The organism is Tolypothrix tenuis PCC 7101 (assembly GCF_963874875.1).
In the GTDB taxonomy this organism is placed as follows: domain Bacteria; phylum Cyanobacteriota; class Cyanobacteriia; order Cyanobacteriales; family Nostocaceae; genus Aulosira; species Aulosira tenue.
On the sequence record NZ_CAWNJS010000003.1, the window covers coordinates 197,583 to 216,164 of the forward strand.

18 protein-coding genes are annotated in these 18,582 nt (G+C 37.7%); 4 read left to right on the forward strand and 14 right to left on the reverse strand.

Going from position 1 to position 18,582, the window contains the following annotated elements:
* Positions 1-7: 7 nt before the first annotated feature.
* Both AACU25_RS36170 and AACU25_RS36175 read left to right on the forward strand, forming a co-directional pair.
* A complete protein-coding gene (locus AACU25_RS36170; RefSeq protein WP_096585404.1) occupies positions 8-778 on the forward strand; it encodes a hypothetical protein in 771 nt (256 codons plus the stop codon).
* A 503-nt stretch (positions 779-1,281) separates the two neighbouring features.
* Entirely contained in the window at positions 1,282-2,070 is a 789-nt protein-coding gene (locus AACU25_RS36175) for a response regulator (protein WP_096585407.1), read from the forward strand.
* A gap of 4 nt (positions 2,071-2,074) precedes the next feature.
* Here AACU25_RS36175 and AACU25_RS36180 read toward each other — a convergent pair whose 3' ends face one another.
* The 3 genes from AACU25_RS36180 to AACU25_RS36190 all read right to left on the reverse strand — a co-directional run bounded on the left by AACU25_RS36180 (position 2,075) and on the right by AACU25_RS36190 (position 4,488).
* Positions 2,075-2,695, reverse strand: a complete 621-nt coding sequence (locus AACU25_RS36180; RefSeq protein WP_096585410.1) for a DUF6753 family protein — start codon at positions 2,693-2,695, stop codon at positions 2,075-2,077.
* 55 nt (positions 2,696-2,750) lie between these two features.
* Positions 2,751-3,416 carry a hypothetical protein gene (locus AACU25_RS36185; protein WP_242048724.1) on the reverse strand — a complete coding sequence of 222 codons (666 nt, stop codon included), beginning with the start codon at positions 3,414-3,416 and terminating at the stop codon, positions 2,751-2,753.
* Between the two features lie 163 nt (positions 3,417-3,579).
* Positions 3,580-4,488, reverse strand: coding sequence for a P-loop NTPase family protein (locus tag AACU25_RS36190; RefSeq protein WP_096585415.1), 909 nt, complete (start codon positions 4,486-4,488; stop codon positions 3,580-3,582).
* A 308-nt stretch (positions 4,489-4,796) separates the two neighbouring features.
* Between AACU25_RS36190 and AACU25_RS36195 the strand changes: the two genes are divergently transcribed.
* Complete coding sequence (locus AACU25_RS36195; RefSeq protein WP_096585418.1) at positions 4,797-5,738, forward strand: RpnC/YadD family protein; 942 nt, start codon at positions 4,797-4,799, stop codon at positions 5,736-5,738.
* 69 nt (positions 5,739-5,807) lie between these two features.
* On the opposite strand, the gene AACU25_RS36200 is transcribed toward AACU25_RS36195, so the two are convergent.
* The 3 genes from AACU25_RS36200 to AACU25_RS36210 form a co-directional block, all read right to left on the reverse strand.
* Complete coding sequence (locus AACU25_RS36200) at positions 5,808-6,125, reverse strand: hypothetical protein (protein ID WP_313934715.1); 318 nt, start codon at positions 6,123-6,125, stop codon at positions 5,808-5,810.
* 86 nt (positions 6,126-6,211) lie between these two features.
* Complete coding sequence (locus AACU25_RS36205; protein WP_096585421.1) at positions 6,212-8,413, reverse strand: hypothetical protein; 2,202 nt, start codon at positions 8,411-8,413, stop codon at positions 6,212-6,214.
* A 558-nt stretch (positions 8,414-8,971) separates the two neighbouring features.
* Positions 8,972-10,156, reverse strand: coding sequence for a ParB N-terminal domain-containing protein (locus AACU25_RS36210; RefSeq protein ID WP_096585424.1), 1,185 nt, complete (start codon positions 10,154-10,156; stop codon positions 8,972-8,974).
* A gap of 515 nt (positions 10,157-10,671) precedes the next feature.
* Here AACU25_RS36210 and AACU25_RS36215 point away from each other — a divergent pair.
* Complete coding sequence (locus AACU25_RS36215; protein WP_045873776.1) at positions 10,672-11,124, forward strand: helix-turn-helix domain-containing protein; 453 nt, start codon at positions 10,672-10,674, stop codon at positions 11,122-11,124.
* Positions 11,125-11,209: 85 nt separating this feature from the next.
* On the opposite strand, the gene AACU25_RS36220 is transcribed toward AACU25_RS36215, so the two are convergent.
* The 8 genes from AACU25_RS36220 to AACU25_RS36255 form a co-directional block, all read right to left on the reverse strand.
* A complete protein-coding gene (locus AACU25_RS36220) occupies positions 11,210-11,716 on the reverse strand; it encodes a hypothetical protein (RefSeq protein WP_096585427.1) in 507 nt (168 codons plus the stop codon).
* A gap of 272 nt (positions 11,717-11,988) precedes the next feature.
* The gene (locus AACU25_RS36225) at positions 11,989-13,254 is read right to left on the reverse strand and encodes a hypothetical protein (protein WP_096585430.1); all 1,266 of its coding nucleotides are present in this window, start codon (positions 13,252-13,254) and stop codon (positions 11,989-11,991) included.
* A gap of 271 nt (positions 13,255-13,525) precedes the next feature.
* Positions 13,526-14,005 (reverse strand): hypothetical protein, encoded by a 480-nt coding sequence (locus AACU25_RS36230; protein ID WP_096585433.1) that lies wholly within the window; start codon positions 14,003-14,005, stop codon positions 13,526-13,528.
* Positions 14,006-14,026: 21 nt separating this feature from the next.
* Entirely contained in the window at positions 14,027-14,491 is a 465-nt protein-coding gene (locus tag AACU25_RS36235) for a hypothetical protein (RefSeq protein ID WP_096585436.1), read from the reverse strand.
* Positions 14,481-16,655, reverse strand: coding sequence for a DNA translocase FtsK (locus AACU25_RS36240; RefSeq protein WP_096585438.1), 2,175 nt, complete (start codon positions 16,653-16,655; stop codon positions 14,481-14,483). Before AACU25_RS36240 ends, AACU25_RS36235 begins: the two co-directional genes overlap by 11 nt.
* Positions 16,656-16,664: 9 nt before the next feature.
* Positions 16,665-17,492 carry a glycoside hydrolase family 24 protein gene (locus AACU25_RS36245; protein WP_096585440.1) on the reverse strand — a complete coding sequence of 276 codons (828 nt, stop codon included), beginning with the start codon at positions 17,490-17,492 and terminating at the stop codon, positions 16,665-16,667.
* Between the two features lie 25 nt (positions 17,493-17,517).
* Entirely contained in the window at positions 17,518-18,168 is a 651-nt protein-coding gene (locus AACU25_RS36250) for a peptidoglycan DD-metalloendopeptidase family protein (protein ID WP_096585465.1), read from the reverse strand.
* A 4-nt stretch (positions 18,169-18,172) separates the two neighbouring features.
* Positions 18,173-18,514 carry a hypothetical protein gene (locus AACU25_RS36255; RefSeq protein WP_096585442.1) on the reverse strand — a complete coding sequence of 114 codons (342 nt, stop codon included), beginning with the start codon at positions 18,512-18,514 and terminating at the stop codon, positions 18,173-18,175.
* Positions 18,515-18,582 lie beyond the last annotated feature (68 nt).

Here is an 18,582-nt window from a genome sequence, read left to right on the forward strand (position 1 = left end):
TTTTAGTATGAAAGAACTAATCGAACTTCCAGTAGAAGGTTTAACTCCAGCAATGCAAGCTTGTCTCCTCAGAGAATTAATCGCACAGCTTAATATACCTGATGAGAAATTTGAAGAATATGCAAAAAATCCTCCAACTGCTGAGGAACGACAAGAGGCTGTGTTAAAGTTAAATTCAGAAATAAATAGAATCAGTGAAATAGCACAAGAGGAAGTCAAGTTAAGCTCCACAGAAATTGAACCTGTCAATTTTGTTAATCCAGTTAGTCCAGAGTCATCTTTACAACCCGAAGCCAGCCAGTACTCAGAAACGAAAATTCAACCAGAAGTTCTAAAACACCTCACAAATAAAAATGACGACAATAATGGCAACCTAGTAGAAGAATGTCAACACGATAAAGTGCAATCTTTTATCGCTAATTTACAAATTCAACAATTTGTTATTCCTGTAATTTTAGATCGCTTAAATATATTTGGAAAACCAGACAAAGAGACAGAAAGTATCATTTATAAAAGTGAGGCATATACTGCAAGTCTAAAATCAGAAGAAGATTCACAAACTCTTAGCCTTGATAGAAATTCGCCTGATTCAGAAGCAAGTCAAGAAGCACTTCTAGCATCTCGTAATAATAGCTCAGAGAATTACTCTATCATCATCAATAACCTTACCCATAATGAATTTGAACGGTTTAAGGCTCTGTTCGATGAGCAACAAGCACGCTGCGAACAGAACCAACAACAATTCAAAAACCAGGATGCTGTTCAAGAGACAGATTAAATTAAATCAACCCAAAACACACACCATACGAAAAAGCTATAAACCCCAAAACTAGCTTGTTATTAAAACTCAAGGGAGTTTTGGGGCAAATAACAACCGCAACAGAAAAATAGTAAAAAGACGCAGTAAAGTCAAACAAACTTGTCGGGTTAACAGGTAATCTGCCTAACCCGACCAAACATAGCATTCCTATTAAAGACCAAACAATAATATTTTCTATCCATCCTAAAAGTTGATTTAAATTCATAAAAAATCGTTTATTACTCCCTAAGTTTGATAAATACTATTAAAACTAAAACTGATCAATAAAATTGCCTAGTAAATAGATTGCTTAATGAAAACTACACAAACCATCCAATCACTTTGTAAATTTTTTAAAATTAAAAATAAAGTTTTTAAATAAGCTGATTAATTTATAGTAACTGTAAAGATTAAGAAACAGTAAAAAGTAAGTGGTATAAGTATTATTATCAGGGACAATACTAAACCAAACAGTATGTAATATGAAACCTATTAATGTTGTCATCATTGAAAATGAGAACATATCTAGGGTCGGTGCGGCGACGATATTATCTGAAACTGGTAAAATCCAGGTATGTGGCCTTGCTAAAACCGGAAAGGAAGGAATAGAAATTGTTGACCAACAAAAGCCAGATATCGTGGTGATAAATATTGATTTACCTGATATCAATGGCACTGATGTCATAAGTTTAATTAAATGCAAACACACGTCAATTAAAATAGTGGTTATGACTGCAAATAGCAGCCGAGATACCATTAACGCAGCAATTAGTAATGGCGCAGACTGCTATTACTGTAAAAATAATGCCAGAGAAGAAGTAGGAGAAAGATTCATTGAAGCAGTAATGGCTGCATACAATAATGAATCATGGATTGACCCAACTATTAATCGCATTTTGATTGATAATCTTAGGTCAAATGACACAGCCGATAAAAATTCACTAGATTTGTTAAGTGATTTCTCTAATAAAGAAATTACAGTTCTCAAATTAGCGGCTGGTGGCATGAAAAATAATGAAATTGCTAATGTCATGTATGTTTCCGAAGGTACAGTCAGGTCATATTTACATAATTCATTTATCAAGTTAGGAGTCAAAGATAGATTAAACGCTATCCGGGAAGCTATCCGCCTGGGAATCCTCAGCTTTGCAGACATGAAAATCGAAGAAGAAGTTACTCAAGAAACCCACACAAGAGTCAAAACCAACCAAAATGGTCAAAAGGATACAGCTAAAACAAGTAATAAGGGATACAAAGGCTGGGTTGCCTAAAAAATTAATCAACTGCAATTATGCAGCCGCCTGAATACTTCTTCTGCTGGCGGCAAGTTTTAATGATGGCAGCGTTTCTAACATAAATACTACGTGCTACCTTACCTTCATTGGATTTAGCCCAATCCAGAAGCTTTTTATCTTCAGGTTGTAAAATAGCAGTTCCAGAAGCCGCCTGCTGAAAAGTTACACTTTCAGCAATAGTTTTGTATGTAAAAACACCAATTGCAGATCCCAAAGCCAGTACAAAACCCAACACTCCCGCTACTTGTGCCAATCGCCAATTACTTACACCCAAGAGAGGCAATGCCCCACCAGCTTGCTTAGTCATCTTAATTAGATCCTTAGCGGCTTGGGCGATCGCACTTTTTTGTTGTTGTATTGCCACCTTAGAAGCACTATTTAACTTATCGTCTACCATGTCAGTCCAACCCACCACAAGCGAGTCAAGCCTACCAGGTAGTTGCTGCAACGCAAATTGGGTTGTACCTAGTTCCGCATATAGGTTAAACAAGGGGTCATCAGGTCGAACACCCAATTTAAGTATCCAATCAGTGACCTCTGCTTTCTTTTCTTCAGAATATTCTGCAATAACTTTTTCAACAACTTTTGCAATATTGGTCATGGGTTGTTTAAATAGTTAATTTAAAACCTCACTGTCAATTTGGTAAAGCTAATACTTACCATTCCTCAGATTCAATATCTTCATTTACATCAAAATTGGAAGGATGTTGTTGATTTGTACCTACAGAAGCTAGTTCTGTACAGTGATTACCTAATCCTAAATAATTCAAAGCAATCTCATTAGAAACAATAGAATTATTAAAATTCTCTATCCAGTTGAATACTATCGAACGCTGAATAGTATTAAGAGGGGAGTCAGTTTCAATAAGTTGAGCATAGGGTAAACCAGTATCCTCAAGCAACTGGTAAAAGTCGTTATGCAACCCGCCCAAAACTAGCTCCAAACCATTTAATTTTTTAATATCGGCTTGGAATTGACTACCTTCATAGTATCGAAATTGCTTGCCAAAGTAATAATTTTTGATAACAACATAGTCAACTTGACTACCAAAATGGTTGTATAAATCCTGAAGATAATCTTCAACACAGTCTTTACGATGTGATATCGGGTGCAAGAAAGTAACGCGATATCCGAGATGGTTAAGATTTTCTATCAGTGCAACATCTTTATCAAAAAACTTGAACTCTTGATGGTTTTGACCTGGCATATCTGTCAAAACTACATCAATATTTGGAAACATTTCTAAGTCCAGTAATAATCTATCCGAATCGCCCCTAGACAATCCCAAATGGTTTATTTCAAAACCTTTTGATTTATACATCGATAGCTTATTACGATAACCGTGGTAGAAAACCCGCGCATTGCATTTACTTTTCAAGTACAATTCCAGCAAGAGCCGAGAAACTGTGGACTTACCCACACGAGCATCACCCGATGTAATTACAAAACGCTTTCCAAACATAAAAACCAAGCAAACTATTCAATTAAGCAGCTATATCTTCAGATGGTAAATTTGCATCTTGGTTTTTAGCTTTTTCTTTTTCTTCGTTTTCTCTAAGCTCTTTAGATTTTTCCACAACTGCTGGGTAGTAACAGTCATCTGGTTGTATATCAAAACCTAATAAATTAAATGCTGGCTTAATTTGCGCTTCAAACTCACCAAGCCAAGATTTAATTCTTGACTTAATTACAATATTTGTTTCTTTATGAGTCTGACCTTCATTAAAGGTTAAAGCATGACGGTCAAGAAAGTCATAAGACTTGTAGAATAAATCTGGCATTAAAAGTTCTATCAGACCTTCTGCAAGCATATTCTGACGTAAGGAAGAGTCATTATATCGCTCAAATTTTTCTTCTTCACCATGAAACAGATTTTTGACAACAATATAATCTACTTGGTTTTTACAAAGCTCACGAAGTTTTTCTAAAACATTTATAGAGTCAAGAACTCTACTAATGACTGAAACCATTGTCACTCGACAATTAATTTCAGTTTTCAGAACTTCAAAAAATGCAAGCTCTTTGACATAACTTTCAAAAAAACCTCCAGATTGTGCAGGTAAGTCTAATAATGTGATAGGACAATCACTCTCATCTAGATTAATTAATAAATCATCAGCACCACCTCTATGAAAAATATCAATATAACGTATTATAGGGCGGTAATCTTTTTGAAAATATCTTTCTATCTGAGGATTCCTTAAGTCAGCTTCATAAGCAACACAGGGTAAATTTTTATTAATGTAAAGTTGAAATATTGCTCGTGCAAAGGTACTTTTACCCACGCCACCTTTATCACCTGTTATAATTATCAGTCGCTTTTGAGGCTTATCATTAGTATTGGAGGAAGTATTGTTTGACATGGCTGGTTGTTCTTTATTTTTTCTTGTCATAATATTATTTACAAAGTACCTAAACTTTGTTGTGTTAGGTTAATGTCAATCTAACTTTTTAATTTATAAACAAAAATCAATAAATTAATGAAATAAAGAAATTAGCAACTATATTACTCAATAAATTTTTCCTAATTTATTTTGAATAAACTACTTTGAGTATGTAATCTCTTGTTCAAAAAGACAAGCAACAAAATTCCACATTAAACCAACATTTGTTGTTATGTAAATTAGTCATAAATTTTATGTCGTTTAAAGTTACTTGACTTTCAAAAAGGGGATTATGATATTTTGATTGGAAATAATCTATGAATGAAGTACGAGCTGATTACGATGGTGCTTGGAAGGAAGGTGTAGAACAATATTTTGAGGCGTTTCTTGCATTCTTTTTTCCAGATATTCAAGCAGAAATTGACTGGGAGAGAGGCTATGAATTCCTCGATCAAGAATTGCAGCAGTTGATGAGAGAATCTGAAATTGGTAAACAATTCGTCGATAAGCTAATCAAAGTTTGGCTAAAAAATGGAAAGGAAACTTGGTTGCTTATTCATCTAGAAATCCAAAGCCAAGTAGATCCCAACTTCACTAAACGGATGTTTTCTTACCACTACAGAATATTTGACCGTTATAACCAAGAAGTTGTTAGCTTGGCAATTCTGGGGGATAATCAAGCCAACTGGCGACCACAAGAGTATAGTTATGGTCGTTGGGGATGTCGCCTTAGTCTTCAATTTCCCATTGTCAAGCTACTGGACTATGAATCTCGTTGGTCAGAATTAGAACAAAGTGATAGTCCTTTTGCCGTTCTGGTGATGGCGCACCTGCGGACACAAGCGACAACTCAAGATTTAACTGGTCGTTTGCAGTGGAAGTTGAGCCTAATTAAACGAATGTATGAGTTAGGCTATAGTAGAGATAAAATCCAGCAAATATTCCGGTTGCTAGATAGATTAATGACTCTACCACCGGAGTTAGACTTAAATTTCAAAGCAGAATTGGAGCGTTTTGAGGCTGAACAAAAAATGACATACATGACAAGCATAGAACGCATAGGTATAGCAGAAGCTACCCAGAAATATATTGCTCAAATCCTAACAATTCGATTTAAAGATGTTTCTACTGAATTAGTAGAAAAATTAAATAAATTATATGATATTGAGTTATTGAATCAATTGTTAGAAAAAGCAGTAACTACAGGTTCAATATCTGAGTTTGAGCAACAATTAAGTCAGGAAGATACAGATACATAGTGTTAAAGTTGCACGGAACGCTGGCCGTATAGTCATAAATTCTAACTATCAACTAACTTTTTTTTACTTTCAAATACAAATTAATTCCCCAATCAAATCTGCTGCCCGCTTTCCATATTTTTGCTGAATAGCGTCCCTGTACGGCAAGCAATCTTCACTTAAAAAGTCGCGGATAAATAGAGAAAAATCAAATCCTCTTTTCGAGTCCACGTATTCTGCTAATTCAATATTAAACAGTGATTTAAATTCATCCTCTCTTTGTTTCAGTGCTGAATATTTAGTTAAATTGTTGGCTTGGAAGATTGGTTCAACTGCTTGATTAAACAGTTTTTCCATTAAAATATCTTTCATATCTCCTTCTATATTTTTGTACCAAATTTTACTCACAAGTATAATAACTTCTGTAAAGCTGAATCACCTCTTTTTGTGCAGTTAAAGTCTAAAATACCAAACATCTTACCGCCTGATGTCCCTCATCTTTCCCAAAATTTTTCGCTCTCTAACTCCAAGGAAAATGGTAAACATCCAGGATTGGCAGCCGCCCACTCCTTAGCTTCTGCAATTAAAGTTTCGTTACCCGAATCGAGGTAGAATTGCATTTTGGCACTTTGCTCTAAGTGATCGCGTTCTTGAGTGCTGAGAATATGTCCCGTGATTAAACAGTATTGGCGCACCTTAGCCTTAGCTTGGGTTAAAGCCATTAGCCGTAGTTTTGTCACTCGCTTGAGTTCCTCAATGCGGTAGGAAACATCAGCAGTCTCGTCACCAACAGATGCACCGTGCAAGCCGTTGTTGGGGTTTTGGAGTGGTTGTTCTAATGGAACCGCAGCAGGTATCGAAACTACACCCAGCCCGTTATCCTCCGTGTTAGATAAGTTTTGATTATCAATTTTTGACGACGTGCCGGAGCTACACAGGTATATAAAATCCTGATCAGAACTGAATTGATTTGATTGTAAAATATTTGTATGAACTGAATTCTCTAATTTAATACTGCTTTTATTTGAATCAATTTCAGCAGTATTAAAAGAATTTATAAATTCAAGATTTTCCGCAGGCAGGATGACAGCTGAGTCTGACTGAGAAACATCAGGTTGTTCAACTACCTCTGCTGACTCCAGCCCTTGGGGGGCTGTAGCAGTAGGAGGTAAACACCTACAAAAAACCTTCATATAGAAAGAATGAACGTAATTACTTATTCCACAAGGATTTTGAGTATCGTGTTTTACAAATGAGCTTTGAAATTCGTAAAATTGCCCGTTCTCGCTTGATTGATAAGGGTTTAAGCTATTTTCTGCCCAAGGGTCTAAAATGTAGCGTGTGGGATGCCACAAATGTAAGTGCTTTTGTAGTGTCTCTTGAGAGACAGTTTTGTTAAAGCGGCGTTTATACTCAGCACGTATAGCTTTTGCCCGTTCAGTAGCCCCTGCTGGTAACCCACTATCCCACTCTATTGCTGTTACTACTATCTGGATGCGTCTTTGGGCTTGTTGGCTACGTTCCCAGTTCTGCTGGTGGCGACGGTCAAATGGAATTACGTTATCTTTGGGTTGATCGATCCTGCTAACCCCTGCTATGGCTTCTGCAAATGTGTTGGCGAATGTACCCAACAGCCGTTCTGGATAACTAACGTAGGCACTGTACCATTTGTTACGAATTGTGCATTCTACCCAATGCCGTACTCTAGCTTCGATTTCATGTTGGTGTCGGCAATATTGCTTATAGCCAGGGGCGTTGATTGCGGTGGAGACGCAAAATTCGACTAATTTATTGCCTCTTAAGTCTAGAAAGACAATTCCGTAGCCTGCAAAGATTTGTAGGAGGGTGTTTGTTTGTCCTTGTCCTGTCCAACCGATCGCAATTGTTTCTTCCCAGTTGGCACGCCACTGTGCAGCATCAGCAGACTCTTGCTTACGATATCTCTCCCGTGAAATTTGTTTTTTGGCTTTGTTCGCTACCCGTTTTAATTTGGTTAAATCTTGCCGACTGGCTGCGCGATCGCAATAATCGAGGAAGATAGAAACGGAATCGCTAATTGGTTGTAAGTCATCATCAAGTAAAAATGACCCGCTACCCGGTTGCATAGGACAACGGATGGCTTTGTAGTTGGTTATTTGTTTGGCACTATATGGTTTAGTGTTGGGGAAGATTTCTAGGTGTCCTTGACGCAGGATAAAGCCTGCATTTCTCAAGGTAATTTCTAAGGCGCAGGCTAAAGCAAAGGTAGGCAGGGTAGATGCAAAGTTTAAAATCAAATGATAACCACCACTAAAGCTGGACTGGAGAATGACAACATCGACTATGCCGATTTCCTCTAGTGCCGCTTTGATGCGATTTATGGATTCAATGTTATGGTAGTCGCCAAAACAATCTAAATCGATTGTGGCGTAACGGGTTGTGTTGTCAAAACGCAGACCTACTAATTTTGACTTATCTTGGTGCAGCTTCCACAATTGGGAAGGTTGCAGGTAATGATCGATAGTGCGCCATGCTGGTTTTGCACCTTCTACTAAAGAAGGGGCAACTATCGCCCCAAATGGATGCCAAAAACGCTCTATGTAGCGTTTACCCAAAGATTCTGCGGGTAGGTGGGGTTTAATTTTCTTTTTTGCAGGCTGTGAAAGACTTAATTGGGGCCTGTTATCAACATCTGCCCCGAAATCTTCTTGGAACATGAGTGACTGTCCTGATGGTTTTAGTGCATCAGGTAGCCTCGCTGTTGGTCAAAATGTGTTAGCCTAAATTTGAAATTTTTATTTTGATTAAGAAGCGGTTGGTTATCCGCTTGTTGGAGGCGACTGGTAATCGTCTCATGGTTGAAAGCAAACAGAGGTTATACTTGTTTAGGCTTAGACATACGTAGGCTTAGGCTAAGATTTAGTCCAACACGCTTCACCAACAACAATGCGGCTACCCAACTTTTTTTTGAGAGCTATTTAAATACGTCAGTTCTAGCAAAGTTGTTACTAAATCTAGAAAATAGTTTTGGAATAAGAATGCAAAGGTAGTAACACCTAAAAGTGTCACCAAAAACTGGCAGAAGTTAGTACAATAAGTGAAGATGAAATTACACTCCACCAAAGAACTTAAACACAAAAAACAGTCAAATATATCCATACGAGTTCGGCACCCAAAACATGAACTCGTACTGCAATCAGTATTGAGATGCTAATCTATTAGGTAACGTTAAATTGTGGGATAAATTCTCTGCTAGATTAACTGCTCACAGCTACCTATGCAGCACGAATATTATCCTTTTTTCTATTTGTAGACACTTCCATTGCTTGCATTTGGTTCTTATAATCCTCCCAAGTTTTTTCAAATACGTCAGACTCATACATCCGCAATAAAACCTCCTCTTTATCAGTTAAATTTGGTAGTTTTAACAATTCAGCTAAAGATACCTGAACTGGAAAAACATCCCTAAACTTTTCCATTAAGTGAAGTATTCTTGCTCTCTGTTCAGCAGATGGTTCATCTTGCAACTCTGCATCAATCTGTCGCGGACGTAGATTCACAATTTCTAGGTTCATATTTACTAAATTCCTCAATCCAAACACAACAAATTCATTAGTTATACCAATAACACGCCCCACGATTTCTAACTCTGTCCGCAGTCTTTCCTTAAATTGATATACTTGACCAATTTGGAAACGCCGAAACGGATTGCGATCGCCATTCCGCATCCAAGCGATACCATCACTTATACTACCTATCTCGTCTGCTTCAATCAGGTCTATCACCTGGTCACAGATATCTTGATTGCAAACAAACTTGTAAGCTGCATCAATACTCCGGTTAAATTCCGCCTCCAGTGCAACAACTGCCTTAAATTTTTGCAGTTCCCTTAATTGAGAAATATATTCAAATACTTTTTTACCCTTGTGATAACTACCAACGCTTATTCTTAGATTCTCTGAAACCTCCTGAATCACAGGTTTACCTTTCTTTAATTGAAATTGATTCTCATCTATCGAAGTGTTCAAATTTGAATACTTCGTTTCATTCAAACGACGGGCACTTTCCCGTTGTCTTTCTTTCGCTTGGGGACGAAGTACGCTCTCCCAGTACTGCCCCTCGTGAAATTTTTGGTAATGAGTCTTTCCGCCTTCTCGATGAAGATTAAAATCAAGCACTAATTTCAAATCTTCTTCAGGCGAACTAGACTCGACAAATTCCACCTTTACAGCAGAAATTCCCAACTGGCGGGCTATCTGCAAGCGGCACTTACCTGCCAAGACAACATTTACACCAGTGCGTGCAGATACCTTTAAAGATTCCAGAATCCCTTTTTCCGAGATACTTTTTTCTAAAGCGGGACGAACCTCATATTCACCATATATTTCTATCAGCTTCGGATGAACGACCAACTCCGTAGGAGAAATATATGTAATTGCCGGATTATGCACCTCAGACATATCGATACTCCGGGTTACAAATTGCCTAAAAAAGATAAGTTCAATTTTGAAAAGCCTCAGCAGAAAGCAGGAAAACTTAAGCAGCAGAACTTATGACACTTTCTACAGTGAAGTAATATTATTAAAAAATAATTAACTTATGTAAATAATGAACAATTACTTATCAAACAATCTCTTAAATAAAATTTTTCCAGTAGAGAAATATTATTATTGACCCATTTAAAACCAGCGCGATTGAAGAGAGATTTTATGATGTTATTTTTGGGAAAAATACATCTACCTAAAGAAAGGTTTGTAAAACTGGTTAAACTCATGATATGATGTCTCTAGTTAATTAAGTTGACAAAACAATGTTCCGCCTTGTTTTACTAACAGGTGGGCTTGTTTTCTCCTCAAAGCCCTGGTGCAAACAGGGCTTTGGGTGGGTTTTTAGAAAAAATGAACGCTACAAAAAGAGTATATCAGGCTTCATTCCATTTGGCAAAATTGTACAGTAAAGAGGGGTAAATTTTTAGATGCCTCATCTTCAGATATTAAATTCTCTTGAAAAACAAGCACTAGAACACATAGCGGCAACGAGCAGCGATGAAGTTAGCAAAAGAGCGAAAATTCTGCTAGGGCTAAACGAAGGCAAAAAATATGTAGCTTTAGCCCAAGAGATTGGTGTTACCGAAAACTCAATAGCAAAGTGGAAGAAAAGATGGACATCAAGTACCATCTTGTCAGAAACCCAGGAGTCAGCGATCGCAAAAGCTAATGAAGTATTGGGTGTCAACGTAGGCAGACCTAAGAAGTGCAAAAGTACAGAGGCAAGCAAAATTGTCGAAATCAGCGAATGGAGCAAGAACCGAAAACCTAGTCGCTCAAAGCACCACTACCATATGCAGGTAGCAGAAGAAGCCGCTAGGAGAGGTTTACCAACACTATCGCCAAGAAGTATAGGACGCATTTTAGAAGCTCAACCTTAATAGAAAGAGTCATCAAGCAAGTATTATCCTATCCCAAGGGGGTAGTTTTGCAATCCCAGTTTTTACCGAGGCTTTTCATCCAAAATTAAGCTAGCATTTCCATAACCTCGGCTACTTGAGCAGAAGTCACTTGTTGTGCGATCAGAAAATCAACGAGTCCATCGAGTTTTTTATGGTTGTAGACGGTAGAATAGCCTTGAATTCGGCGTTCTTTGCAGAACTGTCGCAGCTTACGCGCACCTAAATCCAAAAGCTTCTTCCTTTCTTCCTTAACGTCTAACAGCACAAGCTGTCTAGCTTCATCCGCAACCCCAGTTTCAACAACTGGCGGCGCAGTTTCAATAATGGAAGATTCTGGTTTGGATAATTCTTCCCGAACAGAAACAGCACCAACACCAGTCAAATTCCCATGAGTTTCCAAAACTGGCAACTCTTCAGAAATCACCCCAACGCTATTACTAACTTGAAGTGATACTGATTGAGCAGGGACAAATATCACATAGAAGATTGGGAAGACCATCAAAAACAACTCGATTGGAAACAAAACATCATTAACAGATTGCACAAAAGGCGATATTGCAAAAGCAGACATAATGTGGTTCCTCCATGAATTACTGATGGGCGGCGTTATAGCGACTTACCACCCAGTAGCGGGGGAAACCCCCGTACTGAGTGAAAGCTTTTATACGTATCCCAACCAATAGCAGGAGGAAGGAGGATAAATTGCCTTTTTAAGCAATTAGATGAACTAAGTTTTCCAAAATTTGCAGTTGTTAAATTGGAGAAATTATCAGTTCAAGATACAGAAATTGCAAAAATGTGATTTTACCGACTTGTACTCGCAGCTTTTAGAAACTTCCTTATTCATCTCAGCACTCCAGATTTTTTACTCTTAAGGTAGTTAACGTAGCTAACCAAGTTGTAGTTATATCTAAGTTCTTGAGGAACGAAAGTTGAGTAGGGATGCAGCGATACACCATCACGACGAAAGCGATGACAGGGCGCATATATATCAAAAAAGATAGATATTTCATCACCATCAACTTCAATTTGAGCTATGCCATTAAGTTCCTTTGCAAACTCTAAAACTCGTCCTGATGCTACGTAGTCAAAGACCACTACATTTCGAGTACGGAAATACTGGATGTAAGAAAGAAGTTTTGCTTCCATACCAAGCTCAAGCAGTCTGTCAGAATGTTTAAGCAAGATACCGGAGTAGGAAAAAGAAAACCTACGGTTAGCGTATTCATCCCACAAGATAAGATTGCCGTAAAATTTGTAAATATTCGCTTGATTGGACGATATTTCTCTATTTAAATTTTCGACAACAGCATCATCTTCAAATGGAAACAACGCCTTACGTTCATCCCATTGTTTATCTGGACAGCAACCATTGTCAAACCATCCATGTGGATGAATCCCACAAACAATATTATTGGCACCATGCAGTAACTTACACCCAGCACATACTCGCAAATAGCAATAACTAAATTCTTCGCTATTAACTGCATTAATATAGCGTCGGTGTATATCTAAATGCTCCTCTAAAGCTTCACAAGGTAAAGGTTTATATGAGGAGAAGGTTTGTCCAATTAATCTGTCTGGATCTGTTTCATCATAGATTACTGCCAAGTCGTCAATTTGGTGAGAACGTAATTCTTCGTAAAGTACGAATTTCCGATATGGTTCTTCCTCAAATCTAGAAGCAACCAAGCACTTTGAATCAGGATGTCTCTCAAAATTCATCACCGTGTAAGTGTAAATTAAAGGCAGACAATCAGATTTTTCAGAGTTCTCAGTTTTTGTTAATACAAGCGGTTTTATGTCAGCTATTTTTGCAGTTTTTCTACTCGAATTAGTTTCCTCCGATTCTTCAACAATGCTTAAGAAAGCACCGCCCAAGGAAGCAAGAATAATTCCGGTAAAGCCCAATACAATAGCACCAGTGCCAATATAGGCAATTTGTCCAGAGCGTTCTTTCTCAACTATTGGGAATCCGCCCCTAGCTAAGTACAATAAGCCCAAACCAGAAAAAGTTGCTATAGTGCCTAAAGCAATAGCAGTCAAAGACACCATTCCAAAAGCAGCATTAAGGTTTCTCAAGCCATTAAACGCAAACTTCTTCAACATAATTCATCCCTCCAAAATGCAGGTCACAAGATTTTTAATTACTCTCGCCCCGGCACAAATTGGGATTTGCTGAGAATTACACTACTAACCTACCCCTTACTCTATTAACAATTCCAAAACTATTTAATAGATATGTACTCGTTAATTTTCAGTCTCAGTAGTAGTTTCATTCCCAATGGTGATAGCAAGAGTCGAACTTGCTTTGTTGCTTAAAACAACAATCTAACCGAACTGGAATATCACCAAATAACAATATCTAGAAATCCCATATCTATTTTCCAAAAGTCCAAGTATTAGTTTCGTTTAATTCCAATTCTTCAAAACAGTTAGCAAAACCCGTAAAATGGAAACATCTTAGCGGCATTCGAGATATTAATAGTAAAGAAAAATTTTCTAGTTTAGCCAAATGTTGCAATCTCAATAAATCGTCGCTAAAACTATCGCTAACAAAGTGCAATCTATCAAAATTATCAATCACAAGTAGTCTATTGAATCCTTCAGATAATTCGGTTACTATATTTTGCCAATCCTGCTGGTAGTACAAATCAAAACCCATAGGAATAACATCAAATAGATGAGCCACACTAAAAGGATATTCAAGATTAAGATAAACAGACTTTAAAGTAATATCTTTAAGTAAACAGTTTTTAACAGTAAAAGTCTTACCAATATCCTGTTTACCCCATAAATTAACATTCTTGCCTGCTTTTAGTTTCCCAATCAACCAAGTATATTCTTTATAACGTAACATTACCATTATCCTTTAGATAAACTACAATTTGTTTGAGATTAAATGTGTGATTTTTTGATTGTGTCTTTCTAAACTTTTTCTAGAAAATTTGTTAGATACAATAAAATTATCTAATAAAAAATCAGGTGATTGTGAAAGTCTTAACAGTACACCATCGTCACCACTACTGCGATGATAGTAATGAACAACAGGTGATTGGATAACTGTCAGGTTATCGTTACGAATTGCTCGTCCTGTAACTAGCCCATCCATAATAAATTTAGCGGCAGCAGCTACATTATCACTATCTCGTGCAAAATTTTTGAGATACCAATGAAACTCAATCCACACTGTACTATCTAAATAAAATTCACATTCTCTAACAAATTCACCAATTAAGTTTGTCCAGTACTTCTTAAGTTCAGCACTTGCTTGCCAACTCGACCGTGCCTGGTTAATAATTTCGTTCATACAAGGGGGTAAAGGCATGGTTAGTTCAAATATCATCTTCACCACCACCTTTAAAGTTATTTAAAAATTCTTCGACAACGTTTCTAAATTTCTTGTATGACCTACCATCTTGACGGGATAAATTGAATACTGCTTTGACAATTTCATCAAGTTGATAGCCCTTTTGATGCAAATTCATAATTGAGTTTCTTGCTTCTTCGTCAAGCTGCACCTTAAAACTAAAACTGCCCTCAAAATCAGTCTTAGATTGCTTAGTTTTAGTAGCAGTAGTGGCTTTAGATTTACCATTATCATTACTCTCGCCATACAAACTAACGACAAATTCATCAAAGTCTAACCCGGATTTCCATGCTGTATAAGGATCGTTCTGGTTTTTTGCTTCCAAGAGTAATTGCTGAAAGTATTCAGGGTCTTCATCGTCAGCAACATATAAAGCTTGGAGTCGTAAAACTTCAGTCGTCTTGTACAAAAAATCACCGTATCCCAGCAAATAAACTGCACGCTTATCTTTATCGTCCCCCAGGATAATACAACTATCTTCAGGACGGGTCGTAACAAAGGCTGTCTTCGCTGGAAAGTTTGAGCGAATCAACGGGTCTATCACGTTTTTGTCAGGTCGTTGAGTATATAACAATACATGAATCCCTGCACCACCCGCTTTTGCAAGCAACTTCATCAGCGCAGTCTCAATGCGATCGCAGTAGTTATCATCGGAAAGCAGGTCAAAACACTCGTCAATTAGACAAATCACTCGTGGCATGATGCAATCAGGTGCGAACCGTGAGTTGTACTGTGCGATCGTTTCAATACTGCTGTGGCGCTCAAATTCCTGGTAGCGCAATTCCATTTCTTCGACCAAGTAATCAAGCAAGTTAGCGGTAGACGCTGCATCACGTGCAACTGGGGCTACAAGATGGGGAAGCCCATCAAATTTACAAAAGGTCACACGTTTAACATCTGAAAGTGCCAATCGAACAACAGAAGGGGGATATCGTCGCACTAAGTATAAGATTGCGGCTTTCTCAAACTGCGATTTTCCACCCCGCGTCCGCCCACCACCCAGGATATGAGTCACGTTATCGCTATAAAGAGGAATTTCGACATAAGTGCCATCAACATCAACACCACCGGGGATAGACACCGAATAAATGTCAGGTTCGCCCTCAAAAGTAAAATAATCACGAAAATAAGCAAATTGTCTGTCTAACCTGGGTATGTCAAATACAACTCCCCCAGGCACTACACTCACCATTGGCGCAACTTTTAAGCCTAATTCTTCACCAAGCTGCTGTACTAAGTCATTACCTATGTCTTCTACTTTTTTATAACTCACACCCCGTCCGAGTTTTACCCTAATACGGTTAAAAGTAGGGCCATTTTTGGCATCAACATACTTAGCATTAATATTAAAATCTTCTAAAGTATCAACTAATAGTTCTCCTGCTTGTCCCATAGTTAAAACATTTGAGCTAGCAATCTCATTATTAGCAATTTCACTATTTAAACCTTTAGGCTCTTTTAAAATAATTGAGCCATCTACAGCCTGCTTTAAAGCTATTGGCTTATCCGTAGCACGGGCAACAAGCACTGCCGTTCTATAGCAATAGTTTTTAATAATTTTATCTTTAGATTTATTGGCTAAATCAGTAAAGTAACTAATTGGTTTATTTTTTAAAAATAAATTATAAAGATTGTGCTGCACTACTTCATAGCCAATATGCTTGAGATAAATATTTTTGATTGATTCTATATATTCAAATAAAGATTCTATTGGCGAGATGCTAACTATCTCAATCATTTTTTGATACACGTTATTTTGCTCCCACTGTGAGGGCATTCGATTGAGATGGATATATTCAAGTGCATAACGTACAAACTCGTACTGATTTAAAGTACAGTGTTCTGCACATATTGATAATATTTCATCATCGTTTGTACCTGCAATTACTGATTCGTATATCACCTGAAATAAAAATTCTAAGTTAAATTCAACAACTGGACGTGATAATTTTGCTCTAAAGTCAATCTGCTTTAAAACAGTTTCAGCATAAGAAACCATTATTTCAGGCAAAGCTTCCCTTACATTTTCTATAATCTCTTCATTGTCTAAACCATCCTGTTTGGCCTGTACAATTGCAGTCCAAAGCTGTTGTTTTTGAAATTCAGGATTAGTATTATTGTCATTGTATGGTAGTAACATTACTAAGTTTCACTTTCTAGAAATTTCAAACTTTTGTAAATGTTGCTGATAATAAGTTCTTAGTTGAGCAATTGATTTAGCATTTTGATTGTAATTATTACAAGGAAACGAAGCCCAAATTCTACCTACTTTGCATACAGCAGTATCAAACCTTCCTGCTTCAATGTCACTTAAAGCATTATTACGACGAATATATTCAATTGCCATCTTGTCCTGAGAAGCTGGACTAAAATCTTTTAAGTTTAACTTTGGCTGAAGGTCGTACCAACTTATATCCAACATTTGATAAGCACCAGCCGCAGTCGAACAAACATTTTTACCATTAATAGGAGCACACTGTTTCTTTAACGGGTGCGTAGAAAAATCATTAAAAGTTCCGTTAAATACTAACTTGCGATAACTTTCTGACTCACTGGTTCCTGTTTCTGCCCAACGAATTGTTGCTAAAAAAGCACTCAACCGTGGTGAATAAAGATGTGGTGAGTAAGAACTTGTATTAACTCTGCTTCTTAAACTATTTGACGACAATGAAGAAACACTATTACCTTGAGAAATTGAGAAATAAATGCCTAAAGTAATTAAGGAAGCAGTTGACAAATGAATAGGTTGAAAACGGGATATAAATTGATGACGAGGACTGAAAATCAATCCTACTAAACCACCAACAACAAACCCAAATTTCCAACTATCAACTGCCTTACCGAAACTACGCACTTGGCAAACACTATCCGCACCCTTGGATACCAATCCACATGGCAGTGAAGCTACTCCGAAAGAAAATGCAACAGAGCAGGCTGCACCAACCACACCTGATATAAAAATCGGTACAATTTGCATTGCTCTTGCCAATAGCTAAATAACTTCAACGATTAGCTAAATACTCGTGTAAATAAGGGCGGGGATTCTGCGCTACACCATTAATCTGAACCTCAAAATGTAAATGCGGCCCCGTCGAAAAGCCCGTACTACCTACTGCTGCAATCATCTGCCCACGGACAACTTGTTGTCCCTCCTGTACATACAGCTGACTGGCATGACCGTAGAGAGTGGATAAACTTCCCTGATGCTGAATAACAACTGCTTTGCCGTAACCATCCCTGTCAGCCGCAAAAACTACTCGGCCAGCATCAACCGCATAAATTGGCGTACCCTTGGCTGCACCAAAATCAATTCCCCTGTGAAACTTGCGATCGCCTGTAATGGGGTGTGTCCGCCAACCAAATTCACTAGTTACAGGAGTACCAGCCGCAGTAGGAAAGGCAATTCGACCGTTATTTAAAACCTTATTACTAACAACAGTTCTAGGTAGTATTAGATTCTGGAGAGATTTAACTAACAATTGAGATTCAATCCATCCAGAAACCTGGGGAATGACCATAGCTGCAATGACAACTGAGGTGGCGATCGCATATCTCCAACTTTCACTCGAATTAGTATCGGCTGTCTCATCCAAACTAGTTACAGTCGAATTACTAACCTCCTTTTTACCGTCAGTTTCAAAGATTATTCGCATTGTCTCAACGCCTTTTTGCATTAGCAGGAGAAACCTGCCAACAACCAATCTTTGCAGTACTCAATACTTCCTCAAAATCATTCTGAGCTACACGGCAATCAGGAGAATTTAGGCCATCTCCGGATGTGGCAGATTCCTTAACTTTAGGGGAATAGCGAGTAGAGACAGGATTAGAAGACATATTCACGCCAGGTGCAGCAGTAGAAACAACTGTTGGCGATAAAAATTGAAGCTTTTGTGCCAATGCCACAGCATTACGCCAGTTATAAAACTGCAAATATCCCGGTTGCAAGATATCTGCAATCCATACCAGCAGTACGAACCAAAAAATTGCCTTTACCCACATTATTCCAATTGCTTAACCACAGGCAGGGCAAAAGAAGGAACTTCCTTGGGTACAACTTCAATCTTCTT